General features: G+C 73.7%; 14 protein-coding genes. 5 read left to right on the top strand and 9 right to left on the bottom strand.

The genetic code is table 11. The features are described from left to right. Nucleotides 1-147: 147 nt before the first annotated feature. The 3 genes from puuE to IG86_RS42750 all read right to left on the bottom strand — a co-directional run bounded on the left by puuE (nt 148) and on the right by IG86_RS42750 (nt 2,818). Nucleotides 148-1,056, bottom strand: coding sequence for an allantoinase PuuE (gene puuE, locus IG86_RS0137350; RefSeq protein WP_030833808.1), 909 nt, complete (start codon nt 1,054-1,056; stop codon nt 148-150). A gap of 59 nt (nt 1,057-1,115) precedes the next feature. After that, nucleotides 1,116-1,736, bottom strand: a complete 621-nt coding sequence (locus IG86_RS42755) for a hypothetical protein (protein ID WP_157854984.1) — start codon at nt 1,734-1,736, stop codon at nt 1,116-1,118. 173 nt (nt 1,737-1,909) lie between these two features. Continuing rightward, nucleotides 1,910-2,818: a helix-turn-helix transcriptional regulator gene (locus tag IG86_RS42750; protein ID WP_051785642.1), complete on the bottom strand. Its 909-nt coding sequence runs from the start codon at nt 2,816-2,818 to the stop codon at nt 1,910-1,912. A gap of 115 nt (nt 2,819-2,933) precedes the next feature. On the opposite strand from IG86_RS42750, the gene IG86_RS0137335 reads away from it, so the two are divergent. The 3 genes from IG86_RS0137335 (at nt 2,934) to IG86_RS0137325 (ending at nt 5,682) form a co-directional block, all read left to right on the top strand. Beyond that, complete coding sequence (locus tag IG86_RS0137335; protein ID WP_045937525.1) at nt 2,934-4,358, top strand: MFS transporter; 1,425 nt, start codon at nt 2,934-2,936, stop codon at nt 4,356-4,358. 110 nt (nt 4,359-4,468) lie between these two features. Then, nucleotides 4,469-4,753 (top strand): DUF3253 domain-containing protein, encoded by a 285-nt coding sequence (locus tag IG86_RS0137330; RefSeq protein WP_030902879.1) that lies wholly within the window; start codon nt 4,469-4,471, stop codon nt 4,751-4,753. Nucleotides 4,754-5,277: 524 nt separating this feature from the next. Further along, entirely contained in the window at nt 5,278-5,682 is a 405-nt protein-coding gene (locus tag IG86_RS0137325; protein WP_030663675.1) for an aggregation-promoting factor C-terminal-like domain-containing protein, read from the top strand. A 93-nt stretch (nt 5,683-5,775) separates the two neighbouring features. Here IG86_RS0137325 and IG86_RS0137320 read toward each other — a convergent pair whose 3' ends face one another. Then, nucleotides 5,776-6,933 carry a serine hydrolase domain-containing protein gene (locus tag IG86_RS0137320; protein ID WP_078906175.1) on the bottom strand — a complete coding sequence of 386 codons (1,158 nt, stop codon included), beginning with the start codon at nt 6,931-6,933 and terminating at the stop codon, nt 5,776-5,778. A gap of 71 nt (nt 6,934-7,004) precedes the next feature. Further along, nucleotides 7,005-7,676, bottom strand: a complete 672-nt coding sequence (locus tag IG86_RS0137315; protein ID WP_030902874.1) for a DUF4097 family beta strand repeat-containing protein — start codon at nt 7,674-7,676, stop codon at nt 7,005-7,007. Between the two features lie 226 nt (nt 7,677-7,902). On the opposite strand from IG86_RS0137315, the gene IG86_RS0137310 reads away from it, so the two are divergent. After that, nucleotides 7,903-8,661, top strand: coding sequence for a helix-turn-helix domain-containing protein (locus IG86_RS0137310; protein ID WP_030902872.1), 759 nt, complete (start codon nt 7,903-7,905; stop codon nt 8,659-8,661). A 42-nt stretch (nt 8,662-8,703) separates the two neighbouring features. On the opposite strand, the gene IG86_RS0137305 is transcribed toward IG86_RS0137310, so the two are convergent. Together IG86_RS0137305 and IG86_RS0137300 are read right to left on the bottom strand one after the other, a co-directional pair. Further along, nucleotides 8,704-9,219 carry an NAD(P)-dependent oxidoreductase gene (locus IG86_RS0137305; RefSeq protein WP_030902869.1) on the bottom strand — a complete coding sequence of 172 codons (516 nt, stop codon included), beginning with the start codon at nt 9,217-9,219 and terminating at the stop codon, nt 8,704-8,706. Nucleotides 9,220-9,338: 119 nt separating this feature from the next. Next, on the bottom strand, nt 9,339-10,115 hold the full coding sequence (locus IG86_RS0137300; RefSeq protein ID WP_030833836.1) for a MerR family transcriptional regulator: 777 nt from the start codon (nt 10,113-10,115) through the stop codon (nt 9,339-9,341). A 161-nt stretch (nt 10,116-10,276) separates the two neighbouring features. Between IG86_RS0137300 and IG86_RS0137295 the strand changes: the two genes are divergently transcribed. After that, nucleotides 10,277-11,401, top strand: a complete 1,125-nt coding sequence (locus tag IG86_RS0137295; RefSeq protein ID WP_030902866.1) for a serine hydrolase domain-containing protein — start codon at nt 10,277-10,279, stop codon at nt 11,399-11,401. Between the two features lie 64 nt (nt 11,402-11,465). Here IG86_RS0137295 and IG86_RS39530 read toward each other — a convergent pair whose 3' ends face one another. Continuing rightward, on the bottom strand, nt 11,466-11,870 hold the full coding sequence (locus tag IG86_RS39530) for an STAS domain-containing protein (RefSeq protein ID WP_051785641.1): 405 nt from the start codon (nt 11,868-11,870) through the stop codon (nt 11,466-11,468). A 53-nt stretch (nt 11,871-11,923) separates the two neighbouring features. Then, nucleotides 11,924-12,628, bottom strand: coding sequence for an HSP18 transcriptional regulator (locus IG86_RS0137285; RefSeq protein WP_385873669.1), 705 nt, complete (start codon nt 12,626-12,628; stop codon nt 11,924-11,926). Nucleotides 12,629-12,760 lie beyond the last annotated feature (132 nt).

Here is a 12,760-nt window from a genome sequence, read left to right as displayed (position 1 = left end):
CGCCCTCACTGGGTGAAACAGCAGGTCAACGGCCCACTCAGCCCTGCCCGAGACGGACCTTCTGCAACACCCTTTAGGTCGTGTCCGCAAAGTCCCGCCCGCGCGGCGGGGTCCGGCACGCGCGCACTTCCTAGGGCGGCCTGCCGATCAGCCCGCGGGCGGATGCGTGGCCAGCCAGTGCCGGGCGATCTCCTCCCGCGTGGCGACCCACGCCCCGCCCCGCTGCGCCACGTGCCTGAGGAAACCGTCGAGCGCGCGGATGCGCCCCGGCCGCCCGATGATCCGGCAGTGCATGCCGACGCTCATCATCCGCGGCCGCTCCCCGCCCTCGGCACGGAGCGTCTCGAAGGTGTCGACGAGGTAGGCGAGCATGTCGTCCGCGGTCGTGAAGCCGTGGACGATCAGGAACTTGAAGTCGTTCGCGTCCAGGCTGTACGGCACCACCAGGTGCGCCCGCCCGCCCGTCTCGACGTAGAACGGCAGATCATCCGAATAGTCGTCGCTGTCATAGAGGAAACCGCCCTCCCCGGCCACCAGCCGCCGCGTGTTCGCGCTGGTCCGGCCGGTGTACCAGCCCACCGGCCGGCGCCCCACCAGCCGCGCGATCGTCGCCGCCGTATCCGCGATGTCGGCCCGCTCGACGTCCTCGGGCACATGCCGGTAGTCGATCCAGCGCCGGCCGTGCCCCGCCACCTCCCAGCCCGCGGCGCCCATCGCGCGCGCCGCGCCGGGGTTGCGCTCCAGCGCCTGCCCCACCGCATGGACGGTCAGCGGCGCACCGTGCGCCGCGAGCGTACGGTGGATCCGCCAGAAACCGGCACGCGCACCGTAGGCGAACATCGACTCCGCATTCAGGTCCCGCCCGCCCGCCACGGCCGGCGCACCGACGATCTCGTGGAGATACCCCTCCGAGGCAGCGTCGCCCTCCAGAACGTTCCGCTCCCCGCCCTCCTCGTAGTTCAGGACGAGACTGACGGCGAGGCGGGCACCGCCGGGCCACGCGGCGTGCGGCGGCTCGGCTCCGTACCCGACGAGATCACGCTGCTGCTCGGACACGGCCGCACCCTACCGCCGCCCACCCGCCCCGCCACGCACACACGCCCGCACCCGGCCCCTCAGTGCAGCTTGTTCACCGCGGTCCGCAGCGTCTTCTTCCACGCGGCCACGGGCGGCTCGCCCCAGTAGCTCGACCACAGGACCAGCGTGACGGTGTCCCCGTCGCGGCCCACGCCCCACAGATGGTTGAAGTGGGGGCGCTCCTGGGCGTCCGCATTGAAGGTGTGCATGCCCTGGAGGGTGGCTCCCTCCTCCACGTCCACCACCCCGTGGTCGTAGCCGGTCGCGGTCACCCCGGGCGGCTGCGGCCGGTCCGCGCAGCCGGCGTAGTTGCGCCGGGTCACCTCCGCGAACGCGACCGCCTCGGCCTCGGTGGCGAAGACCACCACCTTCTGCTGGGCGAAGGCGGTCTCCGCGGTCGTGAAATCCCGGTGCCACACGTTCACTTCGGGCCGCCCTTCCGGCCAGCCCTCCAGGCACGCGTCGTAGGAGCCGCCCCACCCCCGCGCGATCGGCACGGCCCGCCACGACTCGGTCGCGGGCAGGTCGGAGATGTACAGGCTCCCCGGCCGCGGCCGCCACTGGTCGGCGCCCGCGGCCGGGCCCGACACCGCCGCGACGGCCAGCACCGCGGCCCCCGCCACGACACAGCCCCCGCGCATCCTCGTACGTACTGCCATGGTCTGCTTCCCCCCGCGCGTCTCGGTCACGTGCCCCCAGCCTGGGGCGCCCCCGCCCCGCACCCCGGACCATCCGCCCGCAAACGACCAGAAACCCCACCGTGGTTGACCGAAAACGGCAAAAACCCCAAGGGGATCCCCGCCCTCCGGGCACACCGCCTCAGGCAGGGGCCTCAGACCTCCACGCAAACCCCGTCCCGCATCCCGCCCCGCGCGCCGTCCCGTGCCCCGTTCCGCGCGCCGGCCAGCTCCTCCAGCTCCTCCAGCCGCTCCCGCGTCCGCCCGTCCAGCGGCACGTACGACACCAGCCGCGCACCCGTCCCCGGACCCAGCCACAACGTCGTGTGCTCCACGTGCAGCAGCCCCACGTGCGCGTTGCGCAGGTACTTCGCCTTCGAGCTCTGCCCCACCACCTCGCGCCGCGCCCACACCTCCCGGAACTCCGCCGACGTCCCCTCCAGCCGCGCCAGCAGCGCCTGCCACGCCGGCTCCGTCAGATGCCCGGCCATCGCCGCCCGGAACTTCGCCGCCATCAACCGCAGCGTCGCCGGCAGATCCACCACGGCCGCCCGCCACCGCTCATCGGTGAACGCCAGCCACATGCAGTTGCGGTCCTGCGGCGCCAGCGCGTCCATGTCCCCCAACAACAGCCCGTACGCCGGGTTGTAGGCGAGGATGTCGTACCGGCTGTTCTGCACGCACGCCGGAAGGGGACCCAGCTGGTCCAGCACCGCCCGCACTGCGGGCGTCACACTCGGGCACTCCGCCGGCGGCGCCGGATCCTGGCTGCCGGCCAGCGCGAACAGGTGCGCCCGCTCGCTCACGTCCAGCAGCAGCGCCCGCGCCACCGCGTCCAGCACCTGCCCCGACACCTGGATGTCCCGCGCCTGCTCCAGCCACGTGTACCAGGTCACCCCCACCGACGACAGGTGCGCGACCTCCTCACGGCGCAGCCCCGGAGTACGCCGGCGCGGCCCGCGCACCAGCCCCACCCGCTCGGGGGTGATCCGCTCACGGCGGCTGCGCAGGAACTCCGCCAGCTCGTGCCGGCGCACGTCGCTTCCAGGGGCCACGGTCGTCATACGCCCAGCCTGCCGCAGCGCTGATCCTGTTGCCAGGTACTCCTGGTACCCGGATAAGGACACTCTGGTACCCGCCTGCCACCAGGGTGATCGTCGAAGGGTGACCGACACCCGCCTGCGCACTCCCGCCGCACCGACCGCCACCGCGGCCGGCCCCGCCGCCGCCCACCTCAGCGGCCCCGGCCTGTTCACCGTCCTGCTCGGCGCCGCCCTGCCCCTGATCGACTTCTTCATCGTCAACGTCGCACTGCCCTCGATCGAGCACGACCTCGCCGCCGGCCCCGCCCTGCTGGAGCTGATCGTCGGCGGATACGGCGTCGCCTACGCCGCCCTGCTCGTCCTCGGCGGCCGTATCGGCGACAGCCTCGGACGCCGCCGCCTCTTCCTCGCCGGCATGGCCGCCTTCGGCGTCACCTCGCTCGCCTGCGGCCTCGCCCCGGACGCCTGGACCCTCGTCGCCGCCCGCATCGCCCAGGGCGCGGCCTCCGCCCTCATGCTCCCGCAGGTCCTCGCCACCATCCAGGCCACCACCACCGGCCCCCGCCGGGCCCGCGCCATGAGCCTCTACGGCGCCACCGCCGGCCTGTCCATGGTCACCGGCCAGATCCTCGGCGGCCTCCTGGTCGCCGCCGACCTCGCCGGAACCGGCTGGCGCGCCGTCTTCCTCGTCAACGTCCCCGTCGTACTCCTCGCCCTCCTCCTCGCCCTGCGCACCGTCCCCGACACCCGCGCCGGCCGCCCCGCCGGCGTCGACGTCCCCGGCACCGCCCTCCTGGCCCTCTCCCTGCTCTCACTCCTGCTGCCGCTCACCGAAGGCCGCGCCGCCGGCTGGCCCCTGTGGACCTGGCTCTCCCTCGCCGCCTTCCCCCTCGCCGCAGGCGCCTTCTACCTCACCGAACGCCGCGCCGACCGCGCCGGCCGCACCCCGCTGGTCCCGCCGAGCCTGCTGCGCCTGGACTCGCTGCGCCGCGGCCTGTTCCTGCTGGTGCCCTTCTCGGCCGGCTTCAGCGGCTTCATGTTCATCCTCGCCGTCACCCTCCAGCAGGGCCTGGGCATGGGCCCGGTGACGGCGGGCCTGGCCCTGGTGCCGATGGCCCTGGCCTTCTTCGGTGCCTCCCTGGCCGGGCCGCGCCTGGTCACCCGCTTCGGCAGCCGCGTGATCACCGCCGGCGGCGTCGTCCAGGGCGCCGGCATCGCCGTGCTGGTGGCCACCCTCCACTACGGCGGGCCCGCCCTCGGCGCGGTGGCCCTGGCCCCCGGTGTGTTCCTGGCGGGCCTGGGCCAGGGCCTGCAGCTGCCCGTGCTGATGCGGCTGATGCTCTCGGACGTACCCGCCGACCGTGCCGGGGTGGGCAGCGGCGTCATGATCACCGCCCAGCAGTCCTCCCTCGCCCTCGGCGTCGCCGCCCTCGGCAGCCTCTTCCTCGCCCTGGCCGCGGCGGCCGGCCTGCGCGAGGCGGCCGCCGCCACCCTGCTGGTCCAGCTCGCCCTGATCGCCCTGACCGCCCTGCTCAGCCTGCGCCTTCCCCGCATGCGCTGACCCCGCCGCCGCCCCCGGCCGGCCGGTGACCGCCGACGGCCCGGGGGAGCGGCGCGGTGAGCGGGGCGCGGCGCGGTGAGCGGTGTGGTGGGCGGTGCGAGACTGGCGCCGTGACGGGCACCGACGGGGAGAAGGACCGGCAGACGGACCGGCGGCTGGAGCGAGCCATCCTCGAACTCCTGGAGCGCCGCGCCCCGACCGCGACGATCTGTCCTTCCGACGCCGCGCGGGCGGTGTACGAAGGCGACGGCGACGGCTGGCGCGCGCTCATGGAACCGGCCCGCCGCGCGGCCCGGCGGCTGGTCGCCGCCGGACAGGTCGAGATCACCCAGGGCGGCCGCCGTGTCGATCCGGCGAAGGCCCGCGGCCCGATCCGTATCCGCCGCGTCCGCTGACCCGGCCCCCGCGTCCGCTGACCCGGCCCCCGCGCCCGCCCCGGCCCCCGCGCCCGCCCCGGCCCCCGCGCCCGCCCCGGGCCAGGCCCCGGGGAAGACACGCCCCGACCCACTTATCTCCTTAGATTCCGGTGCAATTCGGACATTCGGGCCGGTCTCTCGAAGGGGTACGCGCGGTGACGCCGGGTGAGATCCGGGGGTCCTGGAGGTGAGCCGCCCCATAGGACTCACGTCACACACGAACCGGGATAGTAGACCGCAAAGGCCCCGTACCGACCCCTCGTATGCGGCTCCCACCTGCGCGGATCCCGCCCCGCCGACCCCGGGGCCGCCGGTCCCCGACTGCGAAGCCCCCTAGTAATGGCGGTCGTTGCCAGGGCGGTGGGGCGTCGGTAGAACTGGATGTGTCGCCGGGCGGCACGGGTCCTCACCCGCCGCCGACGAACCCCTCTCCACCGCGTGAGTGGCTCACGCATGCCCCAGGCATGCCGCGACCGCCCTTGTCCCCTGTGGAAGGTATCTCCGTGTCCAACTCCGTCATCCGCCGCATCGCCGCCTCCAAGAAGGCCCTCGCGGGCACCGTCGTCGCCCTCGGTGTCGCCGGTTCCATGCTCGCCACGGTTCCCGCCCAGGCGGCCCCGACGAGCGCCAAGGCGATCGCCCAGCAGATGATCAAGGACCCGGCGCAGTTCGCGGCCTTCAACAACATCGTTTCCCGCGAGAGCGGCTGGAACCACACCGCCACGAACGCCTCCTCCGGCGCGTACGGCCTGGTCCAGGCCCTGCCGGCCTCGAAGATGGCCTCCGCGGGCGCCGACTGGAAGACCAACCCGGCCACCCAGATCAAGTGGGGCCTGGACTACATGAACGAGCGCTACGGCAGCCCCGTCGGCGCCTGGAACTTCTGGCAGACCCACCACTGGTACTAAGCCGCCAGCGGGCAGCCAGCACACACCAAGAAGACGCCCCGGCCGGGATCTCCCGGCCGGGGCGTCTTCTCGTGTGCGCCCCCGCCGCCCGGCTCAGCCGGCGGGCGGGCAGAACACCTCCGCGACGAGGCGCTGCGTCGCCTTCTGGAACGCCTCGGCCAGGGACATCGCGGGGTCGTCCACGTAGTTCAGCGCGGCGGTCAGGGTCGTGCCGCCGTCGGGTGTGGCGTACATCAGCGCCGCGTGGCCGGCGATGCCGCCGTTGTGGGTGATGACGGTGCCGCCGCAGCCGGTGTCCTGGATCATCACGCCCAGCCCGTAGCCGGCCTTCGTCTCCGGCGTGCACATCTCGGCGAGCAGTTCGGCCGGCAGCAGCCGGCCGCCCACCAGTGCGGAGACGAAGGTGTGCAGGTCCCGGGTGGTGGAGATCATGTCGCCGCCGCTGGAGATCCAGGAGGGGTTCTGGCGGGTGACGTCGACGGTGGTGCTCCGGCCGTCCTCCTCGTAGCGGTAGTAGGCGTGGGCGTGCGGGGAGGGGACCTCCTGCCCGGTTTCCGGCACCAGGGTGTCCGCCAGGCCCAGCGGCTGCAGGACGTGCTCCCGCATCGCCTCGGGCAGCGGGCGGCCGGTGACCTTCTCGATCAGCAGCCTGGCCAGTACGTAGTTGGTGTTGGAGTAGCTCCAGTCCGTCCCCGGCTCGAACCGGGCCGGCTTCGACAGCGCCAGCCGCACCAGCTCCTGCGGCCGGTAGGTCCGAAACCGGCCCTCCACCCACTCCCGGCCCTGCCAGACGATCCCCGGGGCGACCGTCCCGTCCTCGAAGTACTCGCCGGTGAAGTTGAAGATCCCGCTGGTGTGCTGCAGCAGCATCCGGACCGTGATCCGCCGGTCCAGCCCGAAGTCGGGCAGGTGGTCGGCCACCGGGTCCTCCAGCCCGAGCCCGCCCCCGGCCACCAGCCGCAGCACCAGGGTCGCGGTGAAGGTCTTGGTGACGCTGCCGATCCGGGTCCGTCCGTCGGCCGGCGGCCTGGCGCTCCCGCCCAGCTCGGCCACCCCGGCGGTGCCGACCCACTCGCCTCGCTCGTCGTGCACGCGCAGCTGTATCCCGGTGAAACCGGAGGCGACGAGCTCCTCGATGGTCTTCTGCAGCTCCGGGCGCTCCTGCCCGGCCCCGGCCCCGGCACCGGCCCGGGCCCGGGCCGCCGGTACGCCGCCGAGGGGCTCGGTGGTCTCGCGGGTGCTGTTCGTCATGATGCTGCTCCTCGAAAAGGCTGTGGTCAGGGCCGTGGGGTCGGGGCTGCGGGTCGGGGCTGCGGGTCGGGTCAGAGGCTGCGGGCGGTGATGTCGCCGTAGGCGGTGGTCGCACGGATCTCGAGCCGGTCGGCGGCGCCCTCGGTGCTGTGGAGCGCGTTGTGGATCCGGCCGTAGGAGGTGCCGGCGTCCAGGCTGGCGCTGACCCCGCGGGCCGCGCCGACCGAGATGTCGCCGGCCTCGGTGCGCAGGACGACCGTGCCGCGCACGGCCTCGGCGATGCGCAGGTCGCCCTTCTGGGTGCCGATCTCCGCGGGGCCGCCCAGGCGGCCGACCGAGATGTCGCCGGCGAGGAGGGTGAGGCGGGCGCCCGCGGTCTCGTCGAGCTTGACCGACCCCTGCGCGCCCTCGAAGGTGACCTCCCCGAGCCGTCCGACGCCGCGGAACTCCGCGGCGGCCGTCTTCGCCTCGACGCGGGAGCCGGCGGGCAGCTGGACGGTCACCTCGACGGAGCCGGAGCTGCCGAGGACCCGGTTCTTCGCCGGCGCGGCCTCGATCCGCAGGACGCCGTCGCCGTACACGACCGTGGTCTGCTCGGCGGCCTTCACGTCCCGGCCCCTGGAGGGGTCCGCGGGGAGGACCTCGACGACGGTGTCGGCGCGGTCGGCGGCGATGAACCGGACGCGTCCCGCGGGGATGTCGAGGACGGCGGCGATCGCGGCGGGGGTGTCGAACTTCTGCATCGTGCTCTCCTTGAGCTCGTCGTTTCTGATGACCTGAACGCTACGTTGCGTTCCAAATCTCTTCAACGTCTTCATTGCGTCCGACTTCAATAAATGCAGGTCAGATGCGCAAAATCGTTGCAACAATCCTCTCGCTTAACGCAACGTCAGACATTCATGCGTTGCAATGAAGTGAGGGTGAACGCTAAGCTGGGGCGCAACCCGAAGAGGAACGAAGGAGAACGCGATGCCCGGAGGCAGGCTCACCCAGCCCGAACGCCAGCAGATCGCGCTGGGCCTGGCCGACGGCCTCGCCTACGCGGAGATCGCCAGACGCCTGGACCGCCCCACCTCGACCGTCACGCGCGAGGTGCTGCGCAACGGCGGCCCCACCGCCTACCGCGCCGACCTGGCCCACCGCGCCACCGAACACCGCGCCCAGCGCCGCAGGCAGCCCGCCCCCCGCGGACCGCAGGCGTCCCCGCAGCCCCACGGACGCGACGCCGAGGCCGTGCACGCGTACGAGGAGACGTTCACCACCGTCCTGATGGCCTCGGGCATGCCCAAGATGACGGCCCGGGTCATGGCCTGCCTCACCCTCACCGACAGCGGCAGCCTCACCGCGTCCGAACTCGCCCGGCACCTGCAGGTCAGCCCGGCGTCCATCTCCAAGGCGGTCGCCTTCCTCGACAGCCAGGGCCTGGTCCGCCGGGAACGCGACGAACGCCGCCGCGAGCGCTACGTCGTCGACAACGACGTCTGGTACCAGTCGATGATGGCCAGCGCCCGCGCCACCGCCCACCTCGTCGAGATCGCCCGCGAGGGCGTCGGCGTCCTCGGCCCCCGCACCCCGGCCGCCACCCGCCTGGAGAACATCGCCCGCTTCGCCGACTTCGTCTCCGAAAGCATCGCCCGCGCCGCGGAACAGGCCCGCGCGATCCTCCACGCCCAACCCGAACCCGACCCCCGACCCGAACCCGAACCCGACCCCGAACCCGGCCCCTGAAACCCCCTGAAGCGGGACCCCTCCGGGGCCGGGCCGGCCGGTTCAGCGGGTGAGGATGACGCGCCGGCGGATCCGTTGGCCGCCGGTCGCGGCCCGGAGCAGGAAGTCCGCGACGTCGGCGCGGCCGATCCTCCCGCCGACCCGTCCCCGGGTCCCGTCCGGCGGGATCGTCTCGTAGCCGCCCGGGACCGTCCGGCCGTTGCCGAACATCACGGGCAGGGCGATGGTCCAGTCGCGGTCGCTGCCGGCGACGCCCTTGTCCGCCATGAGCGTGCCCATCACCAGCCTCGACGCCCCGGCCTGGAAGAGGGACTGGCGCCGGACGGTGCCGCCCGAGCCGAGCGCCGAGAGCCAGACCAGACGCCTCACGCCGGCCGCGGCCATGGCCTCCAGCACGGGACCGGCGGTGCGGGTGGCGAGAGTGGACCTGTAGTCCTTGCCCGGCCCCAGCGCGCAGACGTCACGCACCAGCGCGGTGACCCGGTGTCCGGCCGCGAGGGCCTGCAGGAGCACCAGCCCGCCGATGGGGCCCGTCGCGCCGAGGACGGTGAGCTGCATGATCAGACCTCTCTCCGGGTACGGGCCCCCGCGTTCCGCAGGACCGGGCCCACGGCGGCCCACCTCGAGAATCCCGCACCCCCCGGCCCCCCGCCCGCGGGACCTCCCACCGGGCCCCGTCACTGACGCGGCACGTCGATGCCGGCTGCGCGCAGGTGCGCCTCCACCAGCGCGTTCAACCGGGCGACGGACGGTGCCAGATCCTCCCGGTGGTGGTTGACCAGCCCGTACCGGGAGGCGGCGTCGGACCGGCTGCGCAAGCCGGTCGGCATCTGCAGCAGCGCGCGGTCGCCCAGCAGCTTGTCGGCCAGCGTGCGGGCCAGTTCCTCGATCCGCGGGTCGTACGGGTCCCACGCCCGCGCATCCAGGGCGCGCTTGGTCAGCTCCACGGACTCCGGATCGTCCAGCGAGTGTTCGAGCCGGGTCAGGAAGCTGTCGAAGATCTCCGGAACCACCGCCCGGGCCAGTACCAGGGCCTCCCGCTGCCCGGCCACGTAGTCGGCGCCGAACCCGAGACCGGCGAGCCGCTCCAGGACCGTGCAGGCCCGGTCGGGCAGCAGGGCCCGGTCGCCGTGGTCGAGGCGGTGCAGCCTGTCCCGGCGCGCGGTCAGGTCCTCGATCTGTTCGGTGAGGCGACGGTGGACGTCCTCCAGGGTGGCCGCGAACCGCTGCGGCCCGGCGTCGAGCAGCCCACCGATCTCGGCCAGCGGCACACCGGCCGCGGCCAGGGTCCGCACCCGCACCAGCCGGAACAGGTCGGCCGACCGGTAACGCCGGTAGCCGGAACCGTCGCGGTGCGGCTCGGCCACCAGGCCGAGCCGGTGATAGTGCCGCACCGTCTTGATCGTGACCCCGGTGAACGCGGCCGCCTGGCCGATCGTGAGCCCATCGGCCATCGGCTCGGCACACCTCCCCCTCGCCCGTTCCACAACGGACCAACAGGTCAACAGGTCAACGGTCCACCTTCGCCTTGACATTGACCCTGGGTCAAGGATGCACGCTCTGCGCACGGCCGCCCGACAGGGCCCCGAAACACCTGCGAGCAAGGAGATTGGCGATGGCGACAGGCGACAGCGGATTCACCGCGGCAGGACTGCGCACCCTGCGCGACGTGCTGGCACGGCACGTCGACTCCGGGAAGATCCCCGGTGTGGTCGCCCTGGTCGGCCGCGGCGAGGAGACGCACGTCGAGGCGATCGGGACGATGCGCCACGACGGTGGCGCGCCGATGAGCCGGGACACGATCTTCCGGATGGCCTCCACCTCCAAGCCGGTCACCGTGGCGGCGGCGATGGTCCTGCTCGACGAGTGCAGGCTGCGGCTGGACGACCCGGTGGACCCCTGGCTGCCCGAACTCGCCGACCGGCGGGTCCTCAAGCGTCCCGACGGCCCGCTGGAGGACACCGTGCCCGCGCGCCGGCCGATCACCGTACGGGACCTGCTGACCTCGACGTTCGGGCTGGGCACGGACTTCGAACTGCTGCACGCGCCGATCAGCGCGGCGACTTTCGAGCGCACCGACTACAGCGTGGCATCCGGCCCGGCTCCCGAACCGGACGAGTGGATGCGCCGCCTCGGCGAGCTGCCGCTGTCGTACCAGCCCGGGCAGCGCTGGCAGTACGACCTCAGCCACGAGGTGCTCGGCGTCCTGGTCTCCCGGGTCACGGGCCGGCCGCTGGAGACGTTCCTGCGCGAACGCGTCCTCGATCCGCTGGGCATGGAGGACACCGGCTTCCACGTGCCCGCCGACAAGATCGACCGGCTTCCGCCCCTCTACGGACCGGACCCGCGGACCGGGGAGTTCTTCCGGATGCTGCTCGACCACGGCATGCACGGCACCGAGCGGATCCTGTCCCGGCCCGCCGTCGAGCTGATGACCACCAACCGCCTCACCCCCGAGCAGCAGGCCGCCCGGACCGGCATGTACCGCAACATCGCCCACCTCGCGGCCGGCCAGGGCCAACACGGCGGCTGGGGCTTCGGGATGGCGGTGCGCACCGACCGCGGCGACTACGCGCCCCTCGGCCAGTTCGGCTGGGACGGCGGCACCGGCACCACCGCCTACGCCGACCCGTCCGGCCGGATCACCGGGATCCTGCTCACCCAGGTCGGGATGTCCACCCCGGACTCGGCGCGGCTCGTCCACGACTTCTGGACCACCCTCTACCGGGCCACCGCCTGACCCGGCGCGGCCGGGCCCCGCCCGGTCCGGCAGGAGGGGCGGAGGCCCGGTGGCCGCGCACGGGTCAGCGCGGCGGCGGCGGGTGCGGCCCGGCCGCACGCGGGCCGGGCGCGTCGGAGGGCCCGTCCTCCCGCGGGAAGAGCGGCGCCGCGCCGGTCATCTGCAGCAGGCGCTGGAGCTGGGGAGCCGGATCCGCCAGGTGGATCGCGGTGCCCGCCTCGACCGCCCGGAGCCGCGCGGCGAGGAGCGCGTTGAGCCCCGAGGAGTCGCAGAAGGTGACGCGGCTGCAGTCCGTGACGATGCGGTCGGCCTGCGCGGCGTCGACGTGGGCGAGGGCCCGTGCGAGGGCGCGGCTCAGGAACGGCGCGGTGACGATGTCGATCTCGCCCGCGGGCCGGACCGCGACCACACGGCCGACGATCTCGACGACGGGCTCCGCGCCGGCCTTCCGGTCGGGGTGTTCGGTCATGGGGTCCCTCCTCGGGTCGCGACCCGCAGGCGAGGGTCGTGCGCGTACGGGGCTCAGGAGTTGCGCTGGTCGTTGCTGTCCTGGCGGAGCCGGTCGGTGTGGCGGGTCATGGCGTCGATGCGGTCGGCGAGTTCGGCGTCGCCGGGCCCCAGGTGGGGCCGGGTGCCGGCCAGCGGGGCGACCAGGCGGGCGGCGTCGTCGCCGGCGAGGGCCAGGTTGAGCTCGCCGACGGCCTCTTCGGCGCCCAGGGGGAGGCCGGTGAGCGAGGTGACCTGGCCCGCCAGGCGGCGCAGGTCGGCTGCGTTGTCGCGGGCCCAGGCGGTGACGCTGCGGTCGGCGGCCCGCGCATCACGGGTGGCCTGCACGCGCTGTTCACCGGTGCTCCCTGCGGCGCCGGGACGCAGCCGCAGGGAGCGGCGTTCGGCGGCCTGGCGGCTGGCCACCCCGAGGGGCCCGGCGAGCTCGGCCCAGCTGGCGCCCCGATCGCGGGCCGTTTCGATCAGGACGCTCTCCCAGCCGGTGAGCCGCTCCCGGACCTCGCGGAGCACCCGCAGCGCGGCCAGGGCCTGCTCCGGGCCCGGGTCCTGCGCCGGCGCGGCCGCCGCCGCGCCGGCCGCGCCGGCGGAGGAGCGGTGCGCGTCCTCGACCGTCCGGCGGATGGCCTCCAGCGCCGCGGCGGCGTCGGGGGCGCGGATCGGTGTGGCAGGGGGAGAAGTCTCGTTCACGGGGCCTCCGAGGGTTCGTCGTCCGACACGCATCATCCCACCCGTGTCATCCATCAGGTGACATCCTGCTTGTCATCGTTTCGATGACATGTTACAACGGGAGCACGTTGAAGCGCATTGGCAGTTCCTGCCTGAACCAACTGGAGGTGTTTCGCGATGTTGATG

It is taken from the genome of Streptomyces virginiae, from assembly GCF_000720455.1.
Lineage (GTDB): Bacteria > Actinomycetota > Actinomycetes > Streptomycetales > Streptomycetaceae > Streptomyces > Streptomyces virginiae.
Note: the sequence above shows the minus strand (reverse complement) of the source record. Positions and strands in the feature narration are given on the sequence as shown.

What these genes read in the sequence shown, in the direction of transcription:
- IG86_RS42755 (WP_157854984.1), bottom strand. Translation starts at nt 1,736, where the DNA reads ATGGCAGTACGTACGAGGATGCGCGGGGGCTGTGTCGTGGCGGGGGCC.
- IG86_RS42750 (WP_051785642.1), bottom strand. Translation starts at nt 2,818, where the DNA reads ATGACGACCGTGGCCCCTGGAAGCGACGTGCGCCGGCACGAGCTGGCG.
- IG86_RS0137320 (WP_078906175.1), bottom strand. Translation starts at nt 6,933, where the DNA reads ATGACGAACAGCACCCGCGAGACCACCGAGCCCCTCGGCGGCGTACCG.
- IG86_RS0137315 (WP_030902874.1), bottom strand. Translation starts at nt 7,676, where the DNA reads ATGCAGAAGTTCGACACCCCCGCCGCGATCGCCGCCGTCCTCGACATC.
- IG86_RS0137310 (WP_030902872.1), top strand. Translation starts at nt 7,903, where the DNA reads ATGCCCGGAGGCAGGCTCACCCAGCCCGAACGCCAGCAGATCGCGCTG.
- IG86_RS0137305 (WP_030902869.1), bottom strand. Translation starts at nt 9,219, where the DNA reads ATGCAGCTCACCGTCCTCGGCGCGACGGGCCCCATCGGCGGGCTGGTG.
- IG86_RS0137300 (WP_030833836.1), bottom strand. Translation starts at nt 10,115, where the DNA reads ATGGCCGATGGGCTCACGATCGGCCAGGCGGCCGCGTTCACCGGGGTC.
- IG86_RS0137295 (WP_030902866.1), top strand. Translation starts at nt 10,277, where the DNA reads ATGGCGACAGGCGACAGCGGATTCACCGCGGCAGGACTGCGCACCCTG.
- IG86_RS39530 (WP_051785641.1), bottom strand. Translation starts at nt 11,870, where the DNA reads ATGACCGAACACCCCGACCGGAAGGCCGGCGCGGAGCCCGTCGTCGAG.
- IG86_RS0137285 (WP_385873669.1), bottom strand. Translation starts at nt 12,628, where the DNA reads ATGCGTGTCGGACGACGAACCCTCGGAGGCCCCGTGAACGAGACTTCT.